The 21,353-nt window shown below is 62.1% G+C and carries 23 protein-coding genes; 16 read left to right on the top strand and 7 right to left on the bottom strand.

All coding sequences use genetic code 11. The features are described 5' to 3' along the window. The first annotated feature begins 30 nt into the window (after nt 1-30). A complete protein-coding gene (locus ACK59H_RS13215) occupies nt 31-2,361 on the top strand; it encodes an FdhF/YdeP family oxidoreductase (RefSeq protein ID WP_060480390.1) in 2,331 nt (776 codons plus the stop codon). Nucleotides 2,362-2,447: 86 nt separating this feature from the next. On the opposite strand, the gene ACK59H_RS13210 is transcribed toward ACK59H_RS13215, so the two are convergent. After that, nucleotides 2,448-2,909: an Lrp/AsnC family transcriptional regulator gene (locus ACK59H_RS13210; RefSeq protein ID WP_060480389.1), complete on the bottom strand. Its 462-nt coding sequence runs from the start codon at nt 2,907-2,909 to the stop codon at nt 2,448-2,450. Between the two features lie 124 nt (nt 2,910-3,033). On the opposite strand from ACK59H_RS13210, the gene ACK59H_RS13205 reads away from it, so the two are divergent. Further along, nucleotides 3,034-4,218: a PLP-dependent aspartate aminotransferase family protein gene (locus tag ACK59H_RS13205; RefSeq protein ID WP_060480388.1), complete on the top strand. Its 1,185-nt coding sequence runs from the start codon at nt 3,034-3,036 to the stop codon at nt 4,216-4,218. Nucleotides 4,219-4,268: 50 nt separating this feature from the next. Here the strand turns inward: ACK59H_RS13205 and ACK59H_RS13200 are convergent, their stop codons facing one another. After that, on the bottom strand, nt 4,269-4,505 hold the full coding sequence (locus tag ACK59H_RS13200) for a YdcH family protein (RefSeq protein ID WP_060480387.1): 237 nt from the start codon (nt 4,503-4,505) through the stop codon (nt 4,269-4,271). A gap of 273 nt (nt 4,506-4,778) precedes the next feature. Between ACK59H_RS13200 and ACK59H_RS13195 the strand changes: the two genes are divergently transcribed. From ACK59H_RS13195 to ACK59H_RS13170, 6 genes are all read left to right on the top strand, one after another. Next, a complete protein-coding gene (locus tag ACK59H_RS13195; RefSeq protein WP_060480386.1) occupies nt 4,779-6,416 on the top strand; it encodes a phosphoethanolamine--lipid A transferase in 1,638 nt (545 codons plus the stop codon). A gap of 89 nt (nt 6,417-6,505) precedes the next feature. Continuing rightward, nucleotides 6,506-7,639, top strand: a complete 1,134-nt coding sequence (gene rnd / locus ACK59H_RS13190) for a ribonuclease D (protein ID WP_060480568.1) — start codon at nt 6,506-6,508, stop codon at nt 7,637-7,639. Beyond that, on the top strand, nt 7,636-7,929 hold the full coding sequence (locus ACK59H_RS13185; protein WP_060480567.1) for a YcgL domain-containing protein: 294 nt from the start codon (nt 7,636-7,638) through the stop codon (nt 7,927-7,929). The genes rnd and ACK59H_RS13185 overlap by 4 nt, the downstream gene beginning before the upstream one ends. A 2-nt stretch (nt 7,930-7,931) precedes the next feature. Further along, nucleotides 7,932-8,864: a D-2-hydroxyacid dehydrogenase gene (locus ACK59H_RS13180; protein WP_060480566.1), complete on the top strand. Its 933-nt coding sequence runs from the start codon at nt 7,932-7,934 to the stop codon at nt 8,862-8,864. Between the two features lie 149 nt (nt 8,865-9,013). Then, the gene (locus ACK59H_RS13175; RefSeq protein ID WP_060480565.1) at nt 9,014-9,463 is read left to right on the top strand and encodes a YcgN family cysteine cluster protein; all 450 of its coding nucleotides are present in this window, start codon (nt 9,014-9,016) and stop codon (nt 9,461-9,463) included. 40 nt (nt 9,464-9,503) lie between these two features. Next, complete coding sequence (locus tag ACK59H_RS13170) at nt 9,504-10,712, top strand: hypothetical protein (RefSeq protein ID WP_060480564.1); 1,209 nt, start codon at nt 9,504-9,506, stop codon at nt 10,710-10,712. A 51-nt stretch (nt 10,713-10,763) separates the two neighbouring features. Here the strand turns inward: ACK59H_RS13170 and ACK59H_RS13165 are convergent, their stop codons facing one another. The 3 genes from ACK59H_RS13165 to ACK59H_RS13155 form a co-directional block, all read right to left on the bottom strand. Continuing rightward, nucleotides 10,764-11,105, bottom strand: a complete 342-nt coding sequence (locus ACK59H_RS13165) for a DUF2892 domain-containing protein (protein WP_060480563.1) — start codon at nt 11,103-11,105, stop codon at nt 10,764-10,766. 83 nt (nt 11,106-11,188) lie between these two features. Further along, nucleotides 11,189-11,659 carry an RNA methyltransferase gene (locus ACK59H_RS13160; RefSeq protein WP_060480562.1) on the bottom strand — a complete coding sequence of 157 codons (471 nt, stop codon included), beginning with the start codon at nt 11,657-11,659 and terminating at the stop codon, nt 11,189-11,191. Nucleotides 11,660-11,732: 73 nt separating this feature from the next. Continuing rightward, nucleotides 11,733-12,104 (bottom strand): YajD family HNH nuclease, encoded by a 372-nt coding sequence (locus ACK59H_RS13155; protein ID WP_023381762.1) that lies wholly within the window; start codon nt 12,102-12,104, stop codon nt 11,733-11,735. Nucleotides 12,105-12,236: 132 nt separating this feature from the next. Here ACK59H_RS13155 and ACK59H_RS13150 point away from each other — a divergent pair, with 132 nt between their 5' ends. Next, nucleotides 12,237-12,518: a hypothetical protein gene (locus ACK59H_RS13150; protein WP_060480561.1), complete on the top strand. Its 282-nt coding sequence runs from the start codon at nt 12,237-12,239 to the stop codon at nt 12,516-12,518. 33 nt (nt 12,519-12,551) lie between these two features. Here ACK59H_RS13150 and ACK59H_RS13145 read toward each other — a convergent pair whose 3' ends face one another. Beyond that, nucleotides 12,552-14,594 carry a S9 family peptidase gene (locus tag ACK59H_RS13145; RefSeq protein ID WP_060480560.1) on the bottom strand — a complete coding sequence of 681 codons (2,043 nt, stop codon included), beginning with the start codon at nt 14,592-14,594 and terminating at the stop codon, nt 12,552-12,554. Between the two features lie 90 nt (nt 14,595-14,684). On the opposite strand from ACK59H_RS13145, the gene ACK59H_RS13140 reads away from it, so the two are divergent. The 3 genes from ACK59H_RS13140 to ACK59H_RS13130 are packed head-to-tail and all read left to right on the top strand — an operon-like array spanning nt 14,685 to nt 16,504. Further along, nucleotides 14,685-15,182 carry a hypothetical protein gene (locus ACK59H_RS13140; RefSeq protein ID WP_060480559.1) on the top strand — a complete coding sequence of 166 codons (498 nt, stop codon included), beginning with the start codon at nt 14,685-14,687 and terminating at the stop codon, nt 15,180-15,182. A gap of 14 nt (nt 15,183-15,196) precedes the next feature. After that, nucleotides 15,197-15,970 carry a class II glutamine amidotransferase gene (locus ACK59H_RS13135; RefSeq protein WP_060480558.1) on the top strand — a complete coding sequence of 258 codons (774 nt, stop codon included), beginning with the start codon at nt 15,197-15,199 and terminating at the stop codon, nt 15,968-15,970. Between the two features lie 9 nt (nt 15,971-15,979). Further along, nucleotides 15,980-16,504 (top strand): DUF2937 family protein, encoded by a 525-nt coding sequence (locus ACK59H_RS13130; protein ID WP_060480557.1) that lies wholly within the window; start codon nt 15,980-15,982, stop codon nt 16,502-16,504. 107 nt (nt 16,505-16,611) lie between these two features. On the opposite strand, the gene ACK59H_RS13125 is transcribed toward ACK59H_RS13130, so the two are convergent. Next, nucleotides 16,612-17,523 carry a LysR family transcriptional regulator gene (locus ACK59H_RS13125; RefSeq protein WP_186478896.1) on the bottom strand — a complete coding sequence of 304 codons (912 nt, stop codon included), beginning with the start codon at nt 17,521-17,523 and terminating at the stop codon, nt 16,612-16,614. A gap of 128 nt (nt 17,524-17,651) precedes the next feature. Between ACK59H_RS13125 and ACK59H_RS13120 the strand changes: the two genes are divergently transcribed. From ACK59H_RS13120 to ACK59H_RS13105, 4 genes are read left to right on the top strand one after another with little or no spacing between them, the layout of a single operon-like run. After that, entirely contained in the window at nt 17,652-18,938 is a 1,287-nt protein-coding gene (locus ACK59H_RS13120) for an MFS transporter (protein WP_060479837.1), read from the top strand. 9 nt (nt 18,939-18,947) lie between these two features. Next, nucleotides 18,948-19,724 carry a 5-oxoprolinase subunit PxpA gene (locus ACK59H_RS13115; protein ID WP_060479838.1) on the top strand — a complete coding sequence of 259 codons (777 nt, stop codon included), beginning with the start codon at nt 18,948-18,950 and terminating at the stop codon, nt 19,722-19,724. Continuing rightward, complete coding sequence (gene pxpB, locus ACK59H_RS13110; RefSeq protein ID WP_060479839.1) at nt 19,724-20,410, top strand: 5-oxoprolinase subunit PxpB; 687 nt, start codon at nt 19,724-19,726, stop codon at nt 20,408-20,410. The genes ACK59H_RS13115 and pxpB overlap by 1 nt, the downstream gene beginning before the upstream one ends. Continuing rightward, nucleotides 20,407-21,324, top strand: coding sequence for a biotin-dependent carboxyltransferase family protein (locus ACK59H_RS13105; protein WP_409264480.1), 918 nt, complete (start codon nt 20,407-20,409; stop codon nt 21,322-21,324). The genes pxpB and ACK59H_RS13105 overlap by 4 nt, the downstream gene beginning before the upstream one ends. The last annotated feature ends 29 nt before the right edge of the window (nt 21,325-21,353 follow it).

The following is a 21,353-nucleotide window of genomic DNA, read 5'->3' as shown; positions in this document are numbered from 1 at the left end:
AAAAAGCATCGAAGCGTGAGGATCGAGTACATGAGCCAGGATCGACACATCAGGGACTACAACGGCCCCGCTGCGGGCTGGGGCGCGCTCAAGAGCGTGACCAAGAGTTGGCTGGGCAGTGACAACGCGTTCAAGAACCTGCGGGCCATGCTCAAAACCAACCAGAACGGTGGCTTCGATTGCCCCGGCTGCGCCTGGGGCGAGTCGTCGGAAAGCGACATGGTCAAGTTCTGCGAGAACGGCGCCAAGGCAGTCAACTGGGAGGCCACAGGTCGCTCGGTGGATCCGGCGTTCTTCGCCCGATACAGCGTCAGTGCATTGCGTGAACAGACCGATTACTGGCTCGAGTATCAAGGCCGCCTGACCCACCCGATGCGTTACGACGCGGCCACCGACCACTACGTTGAAACCACCTGGCAGGAAGCCTTCGAGCTGATCGCCAAGCATTTGCGCGCGCTTGAGTCCCCCGATCAGGCGGAGTTCTATACCTCCGGCCGAGCCAGCAACGAAGCGGCGTTCCTCTACCAGTTATTCGTCCGCGCCTACGGCACCAACAACTTCCCCGACTGCTCGAACATGTGCCACGAGGCCAGCGGTGTCGGCATGGCTGAAACTCTGGGCGTCGGCAAGGGCACGGTGGTGTATGACGACCTGGAACTGGCAGACGCGATCTTCGTCATCGGCCAGAACCCTGGCACCAACCACCCGCGCATGCTCGAACCGCTGCGTGAGGCGGTCAAGCGCGGTGCCCAGGTGGTGTGTTTCAACCCGCTCAAGGAGCGTGGCCTGGAACGCTTCCAGCACCCGCAGCACCCCTTTGAAATGCTCAGCAACGGTTCCGAGCCGACCAGCAGTGCCTACTTCCGTCCAGCGCTGGGTGGCGACATGGCGGCCATGCGTGGCATCGCCAAGTTCCTTTTGCAGTGGGAGCGCGAAGCCCAGGCACAGGGCGAGCCAGCGGTGTTCGACCATGCTTTCATTGCCGAGCACACCAGTGGCCTGGATGACTACCTGGCGGCACTGGACGCTACACCGTGGGAGCATATCGTCAAACAGTCGGGGCTGACCCTGGCCGAGATCGAGCTAGCGGCGCGCATGTACCGCAAGGCAGAACGGGTGATCATGTGTTGGGCCATGGGTATCACCCAACACCGCCATTCGGTGCCGACCGTGCAGGAAATCGTCAACCTGCAGCTGCTTCGTGGCAATGTCGGTAAACCCGGCGCTGGCCTGTCGCCGGTGCGCGGCCACAGCAACGTGCAGGGCGACCGCACCATGGGCATTGATGAGAAGCCCAAGGCGGCGCTGCTCGACGCGCTCGAAAAGCGTTTTCGCTTCCGAGTGCCACGTGCTCACGGGCACAATGCGGTGCTGGCCATCAAGGCGATGGAGCAGGAGCAGGCCAAGGTGTTCATCGCCCTGGGCGGTAACTTTGCCCAAGCCACGCCGGACACCCCGCGTACCCATGCTGCGCTGCGCAAGTGCGCGCTGACCGTGCAGATTTCCACCAAACTCAATCGCTCGCATCTGGTGACCGGCCGGGATGCACTGATTCTGCCGTGCCTGGGGCGAACCGAAATCGATCTGCAGGCCGAGGGCCCGCAGGGTGTGACCGTGGAAGATACCTTCAGCATGGTGCATATCTCCAACGGCCAATTGCACCCGCGCTCGCCGCACATGCGCTCGGAACCCTGGATCATTGCCGGCATGGCCAAGGCGACGCTGGGCAACGAGCCGATCGACTGGGAGTACGCGGTAGCCGACTATGGCCGTATTCGCAGCATGATCGCCGACGTTATTCCGGGCTTCGCTAACTTCAATGAACGTATCCAGCACCCTGGCGGCTTCCACTTAGGCAACCAAGCAGCCGACCGCAAATTCCGAACCACCACCGGCAAGGCGCGCTTCATGCCCGTTGCATTGCCTGAAGAACTGGTCAATGCCAAAGTGTTGGCGCGCGGCGACAAGCCCGACCTGATCCTGCAGACCATGCGTTCCCACGACCAGTACAACACCACGTTGTACGGGCTCGACGACCGCTATCGCGGCGTGTTCGGCCTACGCGAGGTGGTGTTCGTGAGCGAGGCGGACATCCGCCGCCTGGGCTTTGAGCCCGGTGAGCATGTTGACCTGGTGTCGCTGTGGGAGGATGGCGTGGAGCGGCGAGTGTCGGGCTTTCGTCTGGTGCCTTATGACATCCCTGATGGCCAGGCAGCGGCGTACTACCCAGAGACCAACCCGCTGGTGCCGCTGGAGAGTTATGGGGAGGGTACCTACACGCCAACTTCCAAGTTCATCGCGATCAAGCTGGAGAAAGCCAAGGCCGGAAATCGGATCGAGGCCGTGCTCACCGCTGATTGATGGATACTTTTGCTGGCCCCTAAGCGGCTAACGTCGCATCCTAGGCTCAGTGGGTGCGGCTTCAGCAGCGATGGGGTCGGCGCCTTTCAGGCACGATGCACCGGGAAGGCCGTGGTGTACTTCATCTGTTCCATCGCAAAGCTGGAGGTGATATTCGACAGCCCCTCTGTGCGGGTGATCAGCTTTTTGTAGAAGCGGTCGTAGGCTGCGATATCACCCACCACGACCCGCAGCATGTAGTCCCAGTCCCCGGACATGCGATAAAACTCCATCACCTCCTCGAACCCTTTCACCGTATTGGCAAATTGCTCAAGCCACGCGCTGTCGTGGCGTTGAGTCTTGAGCTGGACGAACACGGTCAGCCCCAGCCCCAAACGTTCGGGGTCGAGCAGGGCGACGCGACCTAGGATGTAGCCGTCTTCCTCCAGGCGCTTCACGCGCTTCCAGCAAGGGGTGGTCGATAGGTTGACCGCCTCGGCCAGATCCTTCAGCGAGATCGACGCATCGCGCTGCAGCAGGGTGAGGATGTGTTGGTCGAAACTGTCCATGATAGGGAACCGGCGAGAAATATTTTCCCCAGACTACCCTACGCCTAGGAAAATTTCCTGCGCGTTTCAGCATTGCCGCCGTAACAGGTTATTGCCATAGTTGCAGGCTTGAATTCTGCCAAAAATGGGCCTGACCATGTCTGACAAGCCGCGTAATTTCGCCACCCGTACCATCCACGCCGGTGAGCAGGCCAGCGTTGCCGACAACGCCATCTTCCCGCCCATCTACACCGCCAGTTCCTATATCAAGCGCAGCCTTGATGACCACCCACAGTACGCTTACAGCCGGGTAGGCAACCCAACTCGGCATGCCTACGAAAGCTGTGTGGCCGCCTTGGAGGAAGGCGTCGGCGCGGTAGCCTGCGCGTCGGGGGTCAATGCCACCGCCACGGTGCTGGAGTTGTTACCCAAGGACGCCCATGTGGTGGTGATGAACGGTGTTTACGGCGGGACGTTTCGCATCCTCGAAGATTTCCGCGGGCGTACTTCGGGCCTGACCACCACCTATGTCGACCTGAACGATGTCGCGGCAGTGGCCGCGGCCATCAAGCCCGAAACCCAGTTGATCTGGATCGAGTCACCCACCAACCCATTACTGCACCTGGTGGACATCCAGGCGGTCTGCGACCTGGCCCGCGCCCGCGGGATCCTGACCTGCATCGACAACACTTTCTGCTCACCCTGGAACCAACGGCCGATCACTCTCGGCGTAGACCTGGTGATGCACTCGGCGAGCAAATACATCGGCGGTCATTCCGACCTGACTGGCGGTGTGGTGGTGGCAGCCAACGATGAACTGCTCAGGCGGCTGCGCAAAATCAGCATGGCGGTGGGGGCGATTCAGGGGCCATTCGACTGCTACCTGGCCCTGCGCGGGATCAAGACCCTGGACGTGCGCATGGAGCGCCAATGCGCCAATGCGCTACAAGTGGCGCGCTTTCTCGAAGGCCACCCGCAGGTCGAGCAGGTGTTCTACCCAGGGCTGCCTAGCCACCCGCAACATGCCCTGTGCCAGCGTCAGATGCGTAGCGGTGGGGCTGTGGTAGCCATGAAAGTCAAAGGTGGTGACAGAGCAGCGCTCAATAGGTTGATTGAGGCACTGCACATTTTCGTGCTTGCCGACTCCCTGGGAGGGGTGGAGAGCATGATCAACCATTCCTGGAGCATGTCGCACAACTCGTTGACCCCTGCACAGAAGGCCGAGATGGGCATCAGCGAGAACCTGTTGCGCTTGTCGGTGGGGATCGAAGACTACCGTGACCTGATCGAGGATCTGGACGGCGCACTGAAGGCCTCAGCGGCTGGATAGCAACGCTGCCCCTATCGCCGCTGTGCCGACGATAGGGGCAACCGGAAGGTTCAGGCTTTAGGCGGATGAATGATTCGTTCGATCCTGTCCTTGAGCAGCAGCCGCTCCTTGCGCAGGCGGTTGACTGCGTCGTCGCTGGTGCCGTTGGCCTCTGCAGCGAGCACCTCTTTGTCTTTGGTGTTGTATTCCTTGTGCAGCTTGTGAAGGTCCTGGTCCTTGTCTATGAGCGCCTGGAATGCGTCAGCGGTAATGTGCAGGTCAGCGAGCAGGTCATGCGGAACTGGCATTTTTTCACCTCTGTCAGGGTTGTCGTTAAGATCCTGACCTTTGAGGATAGCTGCGTTTGGCCGCCTGCGTGGTTGGGTGGCCCAGCGACCGGGGTTTCGCCAGGCTGAACGGTTGCTGAACAGAATCTACTGAAAGTTTAAAAATGCATCGGCTCACGGATTTGTTACCGTCTTTTTCACAAAAAATTGATGGTGCGCTTTCTAGAGTTGCGCAACTTTCCCACGGTGCCGTCCGGCCCTGGGGTTGATAACAACTCTTGATTGCGAACGCCGATGCTCAACTTCAAATCCCTGCGGACTGAATGGGTCACGCTGTTGGCCAGTGTTTACCTGCTGGTCGGTCTGAACATGTTCCTCTGGGGGCACCTGCAAGAGGTGGTGCCTGCCGGGCCGACGGGGCTGTGGCTGTCCCTGGCGTTTGCCGTGCTTATGCTGTTCGCGTTCAATTTAGTGTTGACGTTGTTCGCTTTTCGCTATGTATTCAAACCGCTATTGACCGTGCTGTTCATCAGTGGCGCAAGTGCCGCTTACTTCATGAACCAGTATGGTGTGCTGATTGATTCGGGCATGTTCCGTAACATGGCCGAAACCAATATTGCGGAAGTGCGCGACTTGATGTCGTTCAAGTTTGCCGTCTACATACTTTTGCTTGGCATACTGCCGTCGGTACTGTTGTACAAAACGCAGATCGCCTACCGCCCGTGGCACCGTGAAATCTTGGGCAAACTGGTGGTCAGCGGCGCGTGCGTGGTCGTATTGGGCTCTGTGGCACTGGTCAATTATCAAGGCTTGTCGTCGCTGTTTCGCAATCATCACGAACTGCGCCTGATGCTTACCCCAAGCAATGTCGTGGGCGCGACTATCGGTTATGTCAACGAGCGCGTCGGTACCGCAGCGCGGCCGTTCCAGTCGTATGGCGAAGATGCCAGGCGCGATGGGGCCTGGCAGAAACACGCGCGCAAATCATTGACCGTGCTGGTGGTGGGTGAAAGTGCACGAGCCGATCATTTCGGTGTGCTGGGATACGGGCGCGACACCACTCCGAACCTTGCCAAGGAACAGGGCTTGCTGAGTTTCAGCGATGTGCATTCCTGCGGGACCGAAACGGCCGTCTCGGTCCCGTGCATGTTTTCTGGCATGAAGCGCAAAGACTACGATGCTCGCGTGGCCAAGAACCGTGAAGGGCTGCTGGACATCCTCCAGCGTGCCGGGTTGGCCGTGCAGTGGCGCGATAACCAGTCGGGGTGCAAAGGCACTTGCGACCGGGTGCAGTTCATCGATGTCAGCAACCTCAAAGACCCGCAATTGTGCGCCGGCGGCGAGTGCCATGACGAAATTTTGCTGCAGGGTCTGAGCGAGTTGCTCGACAACCTCGACAAGGACACCGTGCTGGTGCTGCACCAAATGGGCAGCCACGGCCCTGAGTACTTCAAACGTTATCCGGATGGGGGCGCACGCTTCACCCCGGTATGCCAGAGCAATGCCCTGAACCAATGCACTCAGCAGGAAATCATCAATGGCTACGACAATACCCTGGCCTACACGGACAAGGTTCTGGCTGCGCTGATCGATACCTTGCGCAGCAAGCAGGACCAGGTCGACACCGCCATGATCTACCTGTCCGACCATGGTGAGTCGCTGGGCGAGTACAACCTGTTCCTGCACGGTACGCCCTATGCCATCGCCCCGGAACAACAAAAGCATGTGCCTTTGCTGACCTGGTTCTCCGACAGCTACAAGGAGGACTTTGGCATCGACACCCAGTGCCTGGCCAAGCTCAGCGATGCACCGCTGTCCCAGGACAACCTGTTCCACTCGATGCTGGGGCTGCTGCAGGTGCGTACCGAGGTGTACCAGCAGTCGCTGGACATGTTTGCCAGCTGCCGGCCGTGGTTGGCCGCCCAGCGCTGAAGCCGTTCATCCAAACCAGGGATGGCGCAGGTTTCACCCCCAGGGCCCGCGCCGTATATACTGCGCGCCAATGTTTGTGGGAGAGCCTTGTGGCCATCGAAATTCACTGGATCCGTGACGACCAGACCCTGGCCGAACACTGCCGCACGTGGCGCGAACTGCCCTACGTGGCGCTCGACACCGAATTCATGCGGGTCGACACCTTCTACCCCAAAGCGGGCCTGATTCAGGTCGGGGACGGGCAGAGGGCTTTCCTGATCGATCCGCTGCTCATCGGCGACTGGCAGCCCTTGGCCGCACTGCTGGAGGACAGCAGCGTGGTCAAGGTGCTGCACGCCTGCAGCGAAGACCTCGAAGTGTTGCTGCGCCTGGCTGGCAAGCTGCCGCAACCCTTGTTCGACACGCAATTGGCGGCCGGTTACCTGAACCTGGGCTTCTCCATGGGCTATTCGCGCCTGGTGCAGGAGGTGCTGGGCATCGAACTGCCCAAGGGTGAAACCCGTTCCGACTGGTTGCAGCGGCCGCTCTCGGACACTCAAGTCAGCTACGCCGCCGAAGATGCCGTGCACCTGGCCGAGCTGTTCGAGGCTTTGCAGCCGCGCCTGTCCGGTGACAAGTACGCCTGGGTCCTCGAGGACGGTGCCGAGCTGGTGGCGGCGTTGCGCCGTGAGGTCGATCCCCAGATGCTGTACCGCGATGTGAAGCTTGCCTGGAAGCTCGGGCGCCAGCAGTTGGCTGTGCTGCGTGAGCTTTGCGCCTGGCGCGAGCGTGAAGCGCGTAGCCGCGATGTGCCCCGTAACCGCATCCTCAAAGAGCACTCGCTGTGGCCCATCGCCAAGAGCCAGCCCGACAACTTGTCGGCGTTGGCCAAGATCGAAGAGATGCACCCGCGCACCATTCGCCAGGACGGCGCCCAGTTGCTGGAGTTGATCAAGCGCGCGGGCAGCCTGCCAGCGGAGCAATGGCCACAGCCGCTCCCTGAGCCCCTGCCGATCGAAGCCGCTGGTATTCTCAAGCGCCTGCGCGCCATCGGCCAGGCCGAAGGCGAGCGCCTAGGCATTGCGCCTGAGCTGATGCTGCGCAAGAAAGCCCTGGAAGCCCTGCTCAAGAGCGGCTACCCCAATGGCCCCTATCAATTGCCCGATTCGCTGCGCGGCTGGCGCCGTGAGCGGATGGGCCAGGCCCTGCTGGATGACCTTGCAGGCGCTGGAGAGTCACAATGAAACGTATCTGCTCGATTTACAAAAGCCCACGCAAGAACGAAATGTACCTTTATGTGCTCAAGGCCGACGGCCTGGAGCGCGTGCCTGAAGCCCTGCTGCCGTTCTTCGGCACGCCGCAGCATGCCTTCGACCTGGTGCTCGGCCCCGAGCGCAAGCTGGCACGTGAAGACATCACCAAGGTGCTGGAAAACCTGGACAACCAGGGTTACCACCTGCAGATGCCGCCGCCGGACGATGAGTACATCGAGCACCTGCCCGAAGAGCTGCTGCGCCGTAACGACCCGGCCTGACCATGCGGGTACTGATCGCCGAGCATGATCATGCTCGATATACCTCGCTGTTACGCCAAGTGATGCCCGAGCTGCAGGTCCTGACCAGTGGCGACTCGGCCGAGCTCGCCCGCCAGGCACCCGACTGCCCGGTATGGCTCGGCCAGCCAGACCTGCTGGCGAGCCTTTTACGCCAGGGCCACAAACCGCAATGGGTGCAGTCGACCTGGGCTGGCATCACCCCATTGCTGGCCGAGGGGTTGCCGCGGGACTACCGGCTGAGCCGCGCCGTGGGCATTTTTGGCCAGGTCATGGCTGAATACATGCTGACCTACATGCTCGGCCATGAGCGCGAAGTGCTGTCGCGCCTGGTCAGCCAGGTTGAGCGGCGCTGGGATGATCGACCAGGGCGCACGCTGGAGGGGCGCAAAGCGCTGATCGTCGGTACCGGCGATATCGGCCAGCGGGTGGCTGAATTTCTCGTGCCGTTCGGTGTGAGCCTGTACGGCATTGCCAGCAGCGCACGCGAGCAAGCGCCGTTCGTCGAAGTGGCGGGCCTGGCGGACTTGCCTCGGATGGTCGGGGAAGTGGACTACGTGCTCAACCTGCTGCCCGACACCCCGGCTACCCACGACCTGTATGACGCTGCATTGCTGCGCTGCTTCAAGCCAACAGCACTGTTCATCAATGCCGGGCGCGGCGCAGCGGTGGTCGATGCCGACCTGGTCGAGGCGCTCAAGCAGGGGCATCTGGCTGGGGCGGTGATCGACGTCTGCCGGCAGGAGCCCCTGCCGCAGCGCCATCCATTCTGGACGGCCTGGGGGTTGCTGCTGACCGGGCACAGCTCGGCACCGACTTCGCCCGCGGCCATGGTGCGATTGTTTGCGGACAATCTGCAGGCCTATGCCCAAGGGCAGGCGTTGCGCGGGGAAGTCGACTTCGCCCGGGGTTATTGATCTGGCCAGCACTTGCCACCTAGGGGCAGGCCCGCTTGCACCAGCGGGCTCCTGGTACTGACAAGCGGTCTAGCGTTGCCGAAGGCCAGGCTCTAGACTGGCGCCGCCGCGCACCGCGGCCTGAAAGATGAGTGCAGGAAACCTGTGTGATGATCGCTGACAGCACGCCGTTCTGGCGGCGCAAGACCCTCGAACAACTCAGCCCGCAAGAGTGGGAGTCACTGTGTGACGGCTGCGGCCTGTGTTGCTTGCAAAAGCTTGAGGACGAAGACGACAACAGCGTCTATTACACCCGTATTGCCTGCAAACTGCTGGACCTTCAGAGCTGCCAGTGCAGCGATTATCCCAACCGCTTCGCCCACGTTCCGGACTGCATCCAGCTCACGCCGGGCAAGGCAGACCAGTTCAAGTGGCTGCCAAGCACCTGTGGCTATCGCCTGGTCAGCGAAGGCAAGGACCTGCCTGATTGGCATCACTTGGTTTGCGGTGACCGCAAGCAAGTGCATGAACAGCGCATTTCACAAGCTGGGCGTATGCTCAGTGAGCATGAAGTGGACGAAGACGACTGGGAAGACCACCTGATTTTCCGCGCCAGCTGAGTGGCGCCCCCGTCGCCTCTGAGTAACAAGGAGTTTCGCTATGCGTTGCCAGTGGGTGTTGCTGCTAGGGCTTGTGGCCTGTTCGTCGGCCTGGGCGAAAAAAGTCGACCTCGATTATCAGGTGCGCTTGTTACCTGCCAATGGCCAGGCCGAAGTGCGCCTGACCTTGGCTGAAGGCAGTGCCGTGCGTAGCCTGGACTTCGACTTGGGAAACAGCGGAGCCTACAGCGGCTTTCAGGCTGATGGCCAGTGGCAGCAGCAGGGCGAGCGTGGTGTATGGCACCCGGCAGCGGGCAAGACCAGCCTCAGCTACCGTGTGAAGCTGGACCAGAAGCTGCGCAGCGGCGCCTTCTCGTCACGCATCACCCCCCACTGGGCGTTGTTCCTCGGTGATCAGCTGGTGCCTCCTGCACGGCTCGACCAGCAAGACGGCACCGAGTTGGTGGCGCGGCTGAGCGTTGACCTGCCCGAGGGTTGGAAAAGCATCGAGACCGCCTGGCCGCGCATTGGCAAGGACAAGTTCCGCGTCGATAACGTATCCCGGCTGTTCGATCGCCCGACTGGCTGGATGCTCGCAGGGGAGCTTGGTAGCCGCCGTGCGCGCCTTGGCCAGACGGATGTAACCGTGGCAGCGCCAGTGGGGCAGGGCATGCGACGGATGGACAGCCTGACCCTGATGACCTTCGTTTGGCCGCAACTGCAGGCAGTGTTCCCACGCAATCCGGCCAAGCTACTGGTAGTGGGCGCCCGTGACGGCATGTGGCGTGGGGCGGCAGCCGCCTCTGGCTCAATCTACCTGCACAGCAGCCGGCCAATGGTCAGCGAGAATGGTAGCAGCACACTGGTGCGCGAGCTGGTGCAGCTGTTTGCGCAAATCCGCGTGGGCGATAACAGCGACTGGTTGGGTGAGAGCCTGACCGAGTACTACGCCACCGAACTGCTGCGCCGTGCCGGAGGTATCAGCGATGATCGCTACGAAGTCTTGCAGGCGCGCTTGCAAAAGCACGGGGGCAAGGTCAGCCAATTGCGCGCAGCGCATGCCAGCCCGGCGCAAGTGGCACGCGGGGTGATGTTGTTGCAAGCGCTGGACAAGGAGATCCGCATCCATACCCAGGCCAAGCGCTCCCTGGATGATGTGACGCGTGCACTGATGCGCCTGCCCAGCGTGAGCACCGAAGAATTTGTACAGATTAGCGAGAGCGTACTGGGGCGCCGTTCTGAAGTACTGCAGAGCAAGGCCCTGCAGTAGCCGTGTGGCAGCGGCATCACCGGCAAATGAGCCTGGCACGCTGCAGGGCGATCAGCTGCCGGTCAAAGGGTCTTTTCCGGTAACCGTCACCCCACTGGTGGCCGCCTCGGCGCTGGCCTTGAGCGCCTCGAGGTCCGCTGCGCTGCGCTGAATGTCTGAGCGCAAGCGCTGATATTCCTGGCGATGTTTCTGCCACCAGGCCTTGGTCGCGCAGTGCCCACTGATGCCGCGGGCAACCGCCAGGCCGCCGACCGCCATCTGCAAAAGCCCGAGCAGCCCGCCGTGGCGCAGGCCTTTGGTGAACATCAGCGCGCCGCCGGCCAATGACCCCGCCCGCTCCAGGCCGTGAACATTGTGTGGCTCGCGTTTCTGGTTGGAATGGATATCAAGCATGACAAGCCCTCCGTGTGTAATGTTCACAGCTGACCTGCAGGTTCGGATCACCGTTCACTCGGTTTGCCCAAGGGGGTAGCGGCTTACTTGAATTTTGGCCCAGAGCGGGTATTCAGACCTTTGGCCATACGGTCATACAACACCACGTTGACCGTCGCCGCCAGGTTCATGCAACCCTGAGTGGGGATGTAGATGGTTTCTTCGCACCAGCCGCGCACTTCATCGCTCAACGAGCCATCCTCAGGCCCGAAGATATAGATCGCCCGATCCGGGTGAGTGTACTCGGGCAGCGGCCGTGCGCCGTCCACCAGCTCGACTGCCACCGGGGTGCAGCCCAGCGGAATGATGCGTTGCAGGTCGTCGATGCCGATCAGCGGGATGTCGTAGTGCACTCGCTTGGTGTCGGTGACGAAGTCGCGGGCGCGTTCATAGCGCTTGCCGGTGTAGAACACCGAGTTGACCCCGTAGCAACCCGCGGCGCGCATCACCGAACCAACGTTCTGCGCAGATTTGGGGTTGAACAGGCCAATGCAGCTGTACCGTTTGTTTGCCACGTGCCGGGGCCCTTCACGAAAAAAAAGCGCGATTATACGGGCTTGCCGGCAACTGCGGTGGGCAGGGTGACAGTCAGTCCTTTTTAAGCATGCCCGCCAGCCCGGCAAACGGGTTGTGGGTGGCTTTGGCGATGCTTGGGGTGCTGGTGGAGCCTTCGCTGAAATACTGCTGGTCGGTGTAGCGCGAGTGTTCGTTGTCGTGGCAGTACAGGCACAGCAGCTCCCAGTTGGAGCCGTCTTGCGGGTTGTTGTCGTGATTGTGGTCACGGTGATGCACGGTCAACTCGCTCAGGCGCTTGCCGGAGAATTCACGGGCACAGCGGCCACACACGTGCGGGTACATCTTCAGGGCTTTGTCGCGGTAGCCCATCTCCTTGTCGCGCTTGGCGTCGGCGAGGATGCGGTCGAGGCGGGCGGTGGCGGCGGAGGTAGAAGCCGAACTCATGGTGTTTCCTTTGTGCTGATCAGGCAGATGACGGTTATGCCATTGAGTCTAGCGCGCTTGCAGGGCAGGCGGACAGGCGAAAACCTGAATATAGGCGTAGCCTGTTCAAAGGTTCCCGACAGGAGGTTGCTGATGTACCACGCGCTCCTCGCCCTGCTGCTTGTCGCTGCCATGCCTGCGGCGCAAGCGACGGGTACGCCCACTCGGCTTAACACAACGGTACCCGGTGCGCCGGGTACGCCGACGCCTACGCCTTATCCGCAGATCACCCCCAGCACGCCACCGAAGGCCTACAACGGCGCACCAGGTGCGCCCTTGCTGCCGCCGATGCCGGTGCCAGGGCCGCCGAAGGATCAGGATTTGCCGGGTTTGCGTCAGGAGACAGGCAAACCACCAGTGCAGGATGATCGATGAGGGGTGGCATCAGGGCTGTGGGGCGCCATACCCTCACGCAACGCCCAGCTCGCCAAGCACGAACGCATATTCCAGTGCCACATCGCGCAGCCCTTGGTATCGCCCACTCATGCCGCCATGCCCGGCGCCCATCTCGGTCTTGAGCAGCAGCAGATTGTCGTCGGTCTTGAGCGTTCGCAGGCGCGCTACCCATTTGGCCGCCTCCCAATACTGCACGCGGCTGTCGTTGTAGCCGGCTATCACCAGCATGGCTGGGTAAGCCTGGGCACTGACATTTTCGTAAGGTGCATAGGCCTTGATCCGTGCATACACCTCAGGGTCCTGCGGGTTGCCCCATTCGTCGTACTCCGTGACGGTGAGGGGGAGTTCAGGGTCGAGCATGGTATTGAGCACATCGACGAACGGCACCTCAGCGATGGCGCAACGGAACAATTCCGGGCGCAAATTCAGTACCGCGCCCATCAGCAAGCCACCGGCGCTGCCGCCGCTGATGGCCAGCCGCTCGGGCGCCGTGACGCCTTGGCTGATCAAGTGCTCGGCACAAGCGATGAAGTCGCTGAAGCTGTTGTGTTTGTGTTCCTGCTTGCCAGCGCGGTACCAGGCCTCGCCCAGTTCGCCGCCACCACGCACATGAGCGATGGCAAAGCCCACGCCACGCTGCAAAAGGCTCAAGCGAGCGTGGGAGAACCATGGGTCCAGGCTTTCGCCGTAGGCGCCATAGCCATACAGGTAGAGTGGCACGGCCTTACCCTGGTCTTCGCGGCGGCGCACCAGGCTGATCGGCACCTCAGTGCCATCGGCAGCGGTGGCCCACAGGCGCTCACTGACGTAAGCGTCGGCGTCGAACGGGCCAAGCACAGGGGTTTGCTTGAGCACTGCCTGGGCACCGGTGGCCAGCTCCAACTGGCGCACCTGGGCGGGGCGGTTGAGGGCTTCGTAGCGCAGGCGTATACGCTTGCTGTCGAATTCCAGGCTGTCTTGCACATACAGGCTGTAGGCAGCATCCGGGAGGTCCACGCGGTAGGCTGGAAGGCCTTGTGGCCGCACCTCGATGATGGGCAGGCCGCCCTCGCGCAGGCTCAAGGTGAGCGCCTGGGCGTTCAGGCTCAAGCCCTCGATCATGGTGTCATCGCGATGCGGCACCAGCACCTGCCATTGCTCCTGGGTCGGGACCGAAGTGGCTGGGGCATGATAGAGGGCGAAGTTGATGCCTTGCCGGTTGCTGCGGATGAACCAGTGCCACTGGCCATCGAGCTGGCCGTGATCAGGGAAGTACTCATGGCCCTCTACCCGTGGAGCCAGGCAGGTGAACGCCGCTTGAGGGGTACTGGCATCGAGCACCCAGGCTTCGCTGGTGGTCTTGCTGTTGAGCAGCAGTACCAATTGGCGCTCGGAGCTGGTGCGGTAGCAATGCAGGAAAAACCGCCCGTCCGGTTCTTCGAACACCGTGCTGGCCTGAGCTTCGCCCAGCGTATGGCGGCGCAGGCGCCAAGGGCGATGGGTGTCGTCGAGCTGGGCGAAGAACAGGGTCTGACTGTCGTTGGCCCAAGTCATGCTGCCGTCGCAGTCGTCGAAGGGCAGGGTGGTCAGGTTGCCACTGGCCAGATCCTTGACATACAGGGTGTAGATTTCATCGCCGCTGGTGTCCAGGCTGTAGGCCAGCAGGCGGTGGTCGGGGCTGACGTTGAACGTGCCCAGCGACAGGAAACCGCCGTTGGCCAGGGCGTTGGGGTCGAGCAGCAGTTGTTCCTGGCTTTGATCGACCGTATTGGAATCGTCCGCCGGGCGTGGGCAGCGGTAATGGCGTGGGTACTCGTCACCTGCGGTGGTACGGGTGTAGTAAAGGTACGGGCCCCAGGGCGAAGGCAGCGACAGGTCGGTTTCCAATATGCGGCTTTTGATCTCTTCGAACAACTGCTCGCGCAGCGGCGCCTGGTCGGCCAGGCAGGCTTGCTGATAGGCATTTTCCGCTTGCAGATAATCGAGCACCTGCTGGGTGTCGCGTTGTTGCAACCAGGCATAGGGGTCGCCGGTTTGGTCTTGGTGAGCAATGGGGGGCTGGGGCTTGGTTGGCATCGGGGATCTCTTGACCGGAGCATGGGACGCTGTCTGCGCCCTGAAATGTGTTTATCATAGGCATCTATTTGCCTGGCTTGCACCAACACCATGATCGAGAACGACTACACCTTTGCCTGGGGCCTCTACGTTGTCGCGGCGCTGGGCTGCCTGCTGGTGGGCTTCAAACTCACTGGCTGGATGTGGCGCTGGCTGCGCGAACCGCTGCGGGTGATCCTGGCGGTGCTGCTGTTCACGCCGACCATCGTTGACCCTGTCAAAGACAGTTTCGCTCCGGCCATCGCCATCACCGCTTTGGATCTGGCGTTCAAGGTCGGCAACAATGCCTGGCGAGCGATTTCCGATTTCGCCATGTATGGCATGTTCGCCTTTGCCCTCTACATCGTCTTCGTGCTGGTGCGCTGGCCGCTGGAAAAGCGCGCCCGCGAGCGCCGCGCCATGGCACAGGCGGCTGCTGAGCGCCGCGCGGCCGAGGACAATGCCGTGGTGCAAACGCCGCTGGCCGCCGAGCGCAACGACCGTTATCGCGACGATCCGCCACCTGCCGCGCCAGCCGCCGGTCGCGGCCGGGTCGAGCCACGGCTGTAAAATCAGGTACTGCTATGTGTGAATTGCTGGGCATGAGTGCCAACGTCCCAACCGACATCGTCTTCAGCTTCACCGGCTTGATGCAGCGCGGTGGGCGCACCGGGCCGCACCGTGACGGCTGGGGCATCGCCTTCTACGAGGGGCGCGGCCTGCGCCTGTTCCAGGACCCGGCAGCAAGCAGTGAGTCGGAAGTCGCTAACCTGGTGCAGCGCTACCCGATCAAAAGCGAAGTGGTGATCGGCCATATTCGCCAGGCCAACGTAGGTCGTGTGTGCCTGTCGAACACTCACCCCTTCGTGCGCGAAATGTGGGGGCGCAACTGGTGCTTCGCGCACAATGGCCAGTTGGGTGAATTCAAAGGCCAGGCCACGTTCTATCGCCCGGTCGGCGATACCGACAGTGAGGCGGCCTTCTGCGACCTGCTCAACCGCGTCCGTGCGGCCTTCCCAGAGCCCGTGGAGGTCGAACAACTGCTGCCTGTGCTGGTGGAGGCGTGCGCGGCGTATCGCGGCAAAGGGGTGTTCAATTGCCTGCTCAGCGATGGCGACTGGCTTTTTTGCTTCTGCTCGACCAAGCTGGTGCACATCACCCGGCGCGCACCATTTGGCGCAGCCCGTTTGAAAGATGTCGACCTGATTGTCGATTTTCACACCCAAACGACCCCCAACGACGTAGTCACCGTCATCGCCACCGAGGCGTTGACCGAGAACGAAACCTGGAACCGCTACGAGCCCGGCCAGTGGGCATTGTGGCGGCATGGAGAGTGCGTTTCGCAAGGCCAGAGCTAAGGACGCTGCATGTTCATCAGTTATCTGCGTTTGCTGTTGTTCACCTTCGGCCTGCTGGCCGGTATCCAGGTGCCCGGGCTGGTCAAGGACTATAGCCAGCGAACCGAGGCTCACCTGTTCGAGTCACGCCAGGCGCTGGACGGCTTCAAGCAGACTGCCGAGCGTTTTTTCAACGGGGATCTGCAGGCCTTGGTACGCCATTACCGCGCCAGTGACGACCCGGTGTTCCTCAGCGATGCCAACAGCATCGAGAGCCTGCTGATTCGCAATCAACGCCTGGAGGACGAGTGGCAGGCACTGCAGGGGTCGTGGCTGAGCCGCACCTGGCATGTGCTGGTACAGCCAGACCGGCAACTGCGCGAAGAGACGCTCAAAGGCTACAGCTACCAGATTTTGCTGGTACCCGAGGCCATTGGCTGGGGTATCGGTGTTGGCTTCTTGCTGGCCTTCGTGGTCGAGAGCCTGCTGTTGGGAATCGGCTGGGTGATCCTGGGTGGGCGCCGCCGAGGCACGGTGAAAGAGAGCTGGCGCTGATTGCTCTGTTGCCAAGCGCACTCACAGGAGTATCCCTGCCTCTGGGGGCCAGCTTGCTGTGAAGCGGGCTTGCCCGCGAAAGGGGCGGTGCAGGCGGAGCACAACTGTCAGGCCAGCACTATCCGCTGTTCGCCTACTTCCCGCGCATAACGTTCGAGTACTTGCCGGCACACCCCGACCACCTCGTCCACCAATGCCACGCCGGTCTGCCAGGCCACCACCAGCTCCAGGCTCGGCGGTGACGGTAACCCATTGAGCAGCACCAGCTCACCCCGTGCCAGCTCAGTGGCCACCAGCGCCGGTGGCAAAGCACCAATGCCGAAACCATCGCGCAGCAGCCGCGTGATCGCCGCGACCGAGTTCACACAGTTCAACCGAGGCGCCTGGGCTCCGGCCGCTTGTAGCAGGGTGAGTACCTCCTGGTGCGGCCTGGAGTTTTTCGAGAAAGTGACGATCCGCTCGCGGCCAAGCTCGGCCAATGAGTCATAACCGCGCTGGTACACCGAGTTGGCCGCCACCACCCAGCCCATCGGGTAGCGCGCCAGGTCCTGGCTGCGGATCGACTGTTCGCGTAGCAGGTCGGTCTGCAGGATCAGGTCCAGAAAGCCCTTCTGCAACTGCTCGCGCAGATTCAACGCGGTGTCGGCAACCAGCTCGATTTCGACCTGCGGGTAGCGCTCGCTCAACTCCGCCACCAAGCCGCTCATCCAGGTATGGATCACCGTGTCCATCACGCCTAGGCGAATTCGCCCGACCTTGGCCCGGTCGCTGTCCAGTGACTGCTTCATGGCCTTTGCCGTTTCCAGCATGCGCTCGGCGTGCTCCAGCACTTTGCTGCCCTCAGGTGTCAGGCTGACCCCGCGCGAGTCGCGCAGCAGCAGTTTTACCCCAAGGTCAGCTTCCAGTGCGGCAATGCGGCTGGATACCGACGCCTGTGTAGTGAACAGCCTATCGGCGGTGAGACGGAAGCTCTTGAGCCGGGCGACCCACACGAAAGTTTCGAGGAAGCGAAGGTTCATGATCAGTTTTTCTTGTTCCAGACCGGCGGTTTTTCTCGTTGGACTCAGGCGGCGGCGCCTCTGAACATTAAGCCAGGCCGCGACGCCTGACGTCGCCCATAAAACAATATCAACAAGCCGAGGCAAGCATGAACCCAAGTGGCGTGCAGCAGCAGGTGCAATCCCCTGCTTCGACCGGGCCGTTCGCCTGGTACCGTGACATCGACTCCCAGCAACGACGCACATTCTGGAGCTGCAAGATTGGCTACGGCCTGGACGGCATGGACACCCAGATGCTCAGCTTCGTGATCCCTACGCTGATCATGCTGTGGGGCATCAGCACCGCCGAGGCCGGGCTGATCCACACCAGCACATTGATCGCGTCGGCAATCGGGGGCTGGGTCGCGGGTATCCTCTCCGACCGCATCGGACGTGTGCGTACCTTGCAACTGACAGTGTTGTGGTTTGCCTTCTTCACCTTCCTCTGCGGCTTGGCTCAAAGCTACGAGCAACTGCTGATCGCCCGTACCTTGATGGGCTTTGGTTTTGGCGGCGAATGGACGGCAGGCGCGGTGTTGATAGGGGAGGTCATCCGCGCCCAGGACCGTGGCAAGGCGGTGGGTATGGTGCAGTCGGGCTGGGCCATTGGATGGGGCCTGACGGCGATACTCTATGCGCTGCTGTTCTCCTGGCTGCCGGCCGAGCAGGCCTGGCGTGCGTTGTTCCTGCTAGGCCTGGTGCCGGCGATTTTCGTGATCTTCGTGCGCCGCCTGGTGAAAGACCCTCAGGTGTACCGCCAGGCCAAAGCGGTGGAAAAAACCGAGGCACCTGCGCACTTCTATGAGATTTTTGGCCCCAGCATGCTCTGGACTACCGTGCGTGCGTCGTTGCTGACCACCGGTGCGCTGGGTGGCTACTACGCCATCACTTCATGGTTGCCCACCTTCCTCAAGAACGAACGTGGCCTGAGCGTGTTGGGCACCGGCGGCTATCTGGCGATGGTGATCGTCGGCTCCTATGTCGGATATGTGATCAGTGCCTATCTTTGCGATCTGCTGGGGCGCAAGAAGAATTTCATTCTGTTCGCGGTGGGTTCGTTCATCATCGTGCTGCTGTACACCCAGCTGCCCGTCAGTGATGCAGTGATGCTGTGGCTGGGCTTGCCATTGGGTTTCTTCGCCTCGGGGATTTTCAGCGGTATGGGCGCCTTTCTCACCGAACTGTTTCCCACGCGTGTACGGGGTTCGGGGCAGGGCTTTTGCTACAACATCGGCAAGGTCATCGCTGCGCTGTTTCCGCTGATGATCGGCTTGCTTGGCCAGAAGATCCCCCTGGGCCTGGGCATTGGCGTGTTCGCTGCAGTGTCCTATGGCGTAGTGATCATCGCAGCGCTGAGCTTGCCGGAAACACGCGGCAAACAGTTGCAGGCGCGGTAAGGTAGGCCTATGAACACCGTCACGGGAGCACATCTGGTGAAACCCCTGCTACTCAATTGCGACATGGGCGAAAGTTACGGCAGCTGGCGCATGGGCCTGGATGCCGAGGTCATGCCCCATATCGACTGCGCCAACATAGCCTGTGGTTACCACGCAGGCGATCCGAGCATCATGCGACGTACCGTCGCCTTGGCGCTGGAGCATAATGTGACCATCGGGGCTCACCCGGCCTACCCGGACCTGGTCGGCTTCGGCCGCCGCTCGATGGCCTGCAGCGCTGAAGAAATCCGCGACCTGCTGCATTACCAGGTCGGCGCTCTGGATGGCATCTGCAAGGTGCTCGGCGGCCGCGTGGCGTATGTGAAGCCCCACGGCGCGCTGTACAACGACATGATGGCTGACCCGCGCACACTGCGCACCGTGTTGGAGGCCGTGGCAGCCTATCAGAGCGGCCTGCCGCTGGTGCTCATGGCCACTGCCGACAACCGCGCGGCCCAGGCGTTGGGCGATGAAGTGGGGGTGCCGCTGTGGTTCGAAGCCTTTGCCGACCGCGCCTACACCGCCAGCGGCCACCTTGTGTCGCGGCGCCTGCCTGGGGCGGTGCACCATGAGCCGGCTCGGGTGATCGAGCAGGCGCTGCGCCTGGCCAGGGGGCAAGCGCTGGTGGCGGACGATGGCAGTGCATTGAAACTTGCAGCCAGTACCCTGTGCGTGCACGGCGACAACGACAGTTCGGTGGCTGCGGTGCGGCAGATCCGTCAGGCACTGGAGGGGTTGGCGCTGTGATGACGCTGCGTATCGAGGTGGTGGCCATCGACAGCCTGATGGTGCGCCTGTTCGACCGGATAGACGAGGCCAATATGCCCTGGGTGCTTGCCGCCAGTCAGCGGCTGAGCGCTGCGTTCGGTAAGCATCTAGTGGACCTGGTGCCTTCCTATACCACGCTGATGCTGCAATCGGACCTGCCACCGCGTCAGGCCAGAGCGCTGATCGGCCAGGCGTTGACGGGGCTGCAGGCGGACACCGGTAATACGGGCCAGCGTCATGAAATCCCGGTTTGGTACGACGTCAGCGTTGGCCCGGAATTACCCGTACTGGCCGCTCGCACAGGGCTGAGTGAAGCCGAGGTGATCCGCCTGCATAGCCAGCGCGAGTACCCGGTATTTGCCTTGGGCTTTGCCCCAGGTTTCGGGTTCATGGGGCTGGTCGACGAGCGCCTGGCCAGCCCGCGCCTGAGCACGCCGCGCAAGCGGGTAGCGGCCGGCAGCGTCGGTATCGCCGAACGCCAGACAGCCGCTTACCCGGCTGTGTCGCCAGGAGGCTGGAACCTGATCGGCCGCACTGCGGTGCGCCTGTTCGATCGTGAGCGCGAGGGTTATAGCCTGCTGCAACCCGGTGATCGCGTGCGTTTCGTGGCGGTGTCGCGGGCCGAGTTTATGGCCCTGGGTGGGGATGTGGAGAGACAGGCATGAAGCGCTTGAGGATCGAGGCCAGTAATGCGTTGTGTCAGTTGCAGGATGCTGGTCGCTTCGGTGTGCGCCACTTGGGGGTGACTCAAGGCGGGGCGTTGGACTGGGTAGCGATGCACTGGGCCAATTGGCTGCTCGGTAACCCACTAAGCGCGCCGGTGGTCGAGGTGGCGCTGGGCGGCCTGACTCTGGTGGCCGAGCAGGATTGTGTACTGGCGCTAGCTGGGGCGGACCTGGACGCACGGGTAGACGATCAGCCACTGCTGCCCTGGCGCAGCTTTGCCCTGGCCCAAGGCCAGCGCCTGATCCTCAAACAGCCCAAGCATGGGGTACGCGCGTATCTGGCGGCGCCGGGCGGGTTTCTTGGTGAACAGGTGTTGGGTAGTTGTGCCACGGTCGTGCGCGAAGCACTGGGGGGGATCGAGGGTGACGGCAGTGCACTGGCGCAAGGGCAGGCCCTGGCCTACCTCGGTGCTTCACCCGCCCTGCGCGAGGTGCCGGCGCAGTTGCGTCCGGTTTATGCACAAAAGCCGTCGCTCGACCTGGTGATGGGCGCGCAGATCGGTGACTTCAGCGGTATCAGCCTGTTCGATGCTTTCAACCGTGATTGGACACTGGACAGCCGCGCCGATCGCATGGGCATCCGCCTGCTGGGGCCTCAGTTGGTTTACCAAGGCAAGCCGATGATTTCCGAAGGTATCCCGCTGGGGGCGATGCAGGTGCCGCCGGACGGGCAGCCGATCGTATTGCTCAATGACCGACAGACCATAGGCGGTTACCCGCGGCTGGGGGCGCTGACGCCTTTGGCGTTGGCTGAGCTGGCGCAGTGCATGCCGGGGACGCAGGTGCGGTTCAGGGCGGTGGTGCAGGACCAGGCCTGGCAGCAGCATCAGGCCTATGGTCAGCGTTGGGCGTGAGTGGTAAGGGCTGCCAGGCAGCCCTCTGG

This window comes from Pseudomonas sp. KCJK9000 (assembly GCF_046230725.1).
GTDB classification, from domain to species: domain Bacteria; phylum Pseudomonadota; class Gammaproteobacteria; order Pseudomonadales; family Pseudomonadaceae; genus Aquipseudomonas; species Aquipseudomonas promysalinigenes.
This window is presented reverse-complemented; position numbering and strand designations above follow the sequence as displayed.

What these genes read in the sequence shown, in the direction of transcription:
- ACK59H_RS13165 (WP_060480563.1), bottom strand. Translation starts at nt 11,105, where the DNA reads ATGCTTGATATCCATTCCAACCAGAAACGCGAGCCACACAATGTTCAC.
- ACK59H_RS13210 (WP_060480389.1), bottom strand. Translation starts at nt 2,909, where the DNA reads ATGGACAGTTTCGACCAACACATCCTCACCCTGCTGCAGCGCGATGCG.
- ACK59H_RS13120 (WP_060479837.1), top strand. Translation starts at nt 17,652, where the DNA reads ATGAACCCAAGTGGCGTGCAGCAGCAGGTGCAATCCCCTGCTTCGACC.
- ACK59H_RS13175 (WP_060480565.1), top strand. Translation starts at nt 9,014, where the DNA reads ATGATCGCTGACAGCACGCCGTTCTGGCGGCGCAAGACCCTCGAACAA.
- ACK59H_RS13150 (WP_060480561.1), top strand. Translation starts at nt 12,237, where the DNA reads ATGTACCACGCGCTCCTCGCCCTGCTGCTTGTCGCTGCCATGCCTGCG.
- ACK59H_RS13195 (WP_060480386.1), top strand. Translation starts at nt 4,779, where the DNA reads ATGCTCAACTTCAAATCCCTGCGGACTGAATGGGTCACGCTGTTGGCC.
- pxpB (WP_060479839.1), top strand. Translation starts at nt 19,724, where the DNA reads ATGACGCTGCGTATCGAGGTGGTGGCCATCGACAGCCTGATGGTGCGC.
- ACK59H_RS13140 (WP_060480559.1), top strand. Translation starts at nt 14,685, where the DNA reads ATGATCGAGAACGACTACACCTTTGCCTGGGGCCTCTACGTTGTCGCG.
- ACK59H_RS13215 (WP_060480390.1), top strand. Translation starts at nt 31, where the DNA reads ATGAGCCAGGATCGACACATCAGGGACTACAACGGCCCCGCTGCGGGC.
- ACK59H_RS13145 (WP_060480560.1), bottom strand. Translation starts at nt 14,594, where the DNA reads ATGCCAACCAAGCCCCAGCCCCCCATTGCTCACCAAGACCAAACCGGC.
- ACK59H_RS13115 (WP_060479838.1), top strand. Translation starts at nt 18,948, where the DNA reads ATGAACACCGTCACGGGAGCACATCTGGTGAAACCCCTGCTACTCAAT.
- ACK59H_RS13135 (WP_060480558.1), top strand. Translation starts at nt 15,197, where the DNA reads ATGTGTGAATTGCTGGGCATGAGTGCCAACGTCCCAACCGACATCGTC.
- ACK59H_RS13155 (WP_023381762.1), bottom strand. Translation starts at nt 12,104, where the DNA reads ATGAGTTCGGCTTCTACCTCCGCCGCCACCGCCCGCCTCGACCGCATC.
- ACK59H_RS13205 (WP_060480388.1), top strand. Translation starts at nt 3,034, where the DNA reads ATGGGCCTGACCATGTCTGACAAGCCGCGTAATTTCGCCACCCGTACC.
- ACK59H_RS13125 (WP_186478896.1), bottom strand. Translation starts at nt 17,523, where the DNA reads ATGAACCTTCGCTTCCTCGAAACTTTCGTGTGGGTCGCCCGGCTCAAG.
- ACK59H_RS13130 (WP_060480557.1), top strand. Translation starts at nt 15,980, where the DNA reads ATGTTCATCAGTTATCTGCGTTTGCTGTTGTTCACCTTCGGCCTGCTG.
- ACK59H_RS13200 (WP_060480387.1), bottom strand. Translation starts at nt 4,505, where the DNA reads ATGCCAGTTCCGCATGACCTGCTCGCTGACCTGCACATTACCGCTGAC.
- ACK59H_RS13180 (WP_060480566.1), top strand. Translation starts at nt 7,932, where the DNA reads ATGCGGGTACTGATCGCCGAGCATGATCATGCTCGATATACCTCGCTG.
- ACK59H_RS13105 (WP_409264480.1), top strand. Translation starts at nt 20,407, where the DNA reads ATGAAGCGCTTGAGGATCGAGGCCAGTAATGCGTTGTGTCAGTTGCAG.
- ACK59H_RS13170 (WP_060480564.1), top strand. Translation starts at nt 9,504, where the DNA reads ATGCGTTGCCAGTGGGTGTTGCTGCTAGGGCTTGTGGCCTGTTCGTCG.
- ACK59H_RS13185 (WP_060480567.1), top strand. Translation starts at nt 7,636, where the DNA reads ATGAAACGTATCTGCTCGATTTACAAAAGCCCACGCAAGAACGAAATG.